Source organism: Pseudomonas sp. 2822-15 (assembly GCF_002742515.1).
Taxonomy (GTDB): Bacteria; Pseudomonadota; Gammaproteobacteria; order Pseudomonadales; family Pseudomonadaceae; genus Aquipseudomonas; species Aquipseudomonas salomonii.
Map to the genome: position 1 here is coordinate 1 of NZ_LJRY01000339.1, position 263 is coordinate 263.

1 protein-coding gene is annotated in these 263 nt (G+C 52.5%); it reads right to left on the reverse strand.

The window, feature by feature from the left end:
• Positions 1-263 (reverse strand): immunoglobulin-like domain-containing protein (locus AOA59_RS32525; RefSeq protein WP_158235276.1); only part of this gene is annotated, 263 nt, incomplete at both ends.

A 263-nucleotide genomic window follows, 5' to 3' on the forward strand; every position in this document is an offset into this window, starting at 1 on the left:
AACACAGTCGAGCCTGTGGTCTCACCGGCTTTAATAGTGATCGTCTGACCGTTCGAAAGCGTCACGGTAACGTCGGTTTGCGCCTTGTTAGTCAAGGTCGCGGTGTAAGTGATATCGCCGCCTTCAACTACCGACGCTTTATCAGTAGTCAGCGAAACCGTGGTGTTGTCGATCGAGTCGGTGATGGCTGTTTCAGCTGCCTTCGGATCGGTAACCAGATTCTCAAAGTTACCGCCTTCGGTTTTGGCGATCGTAGTGCTGAC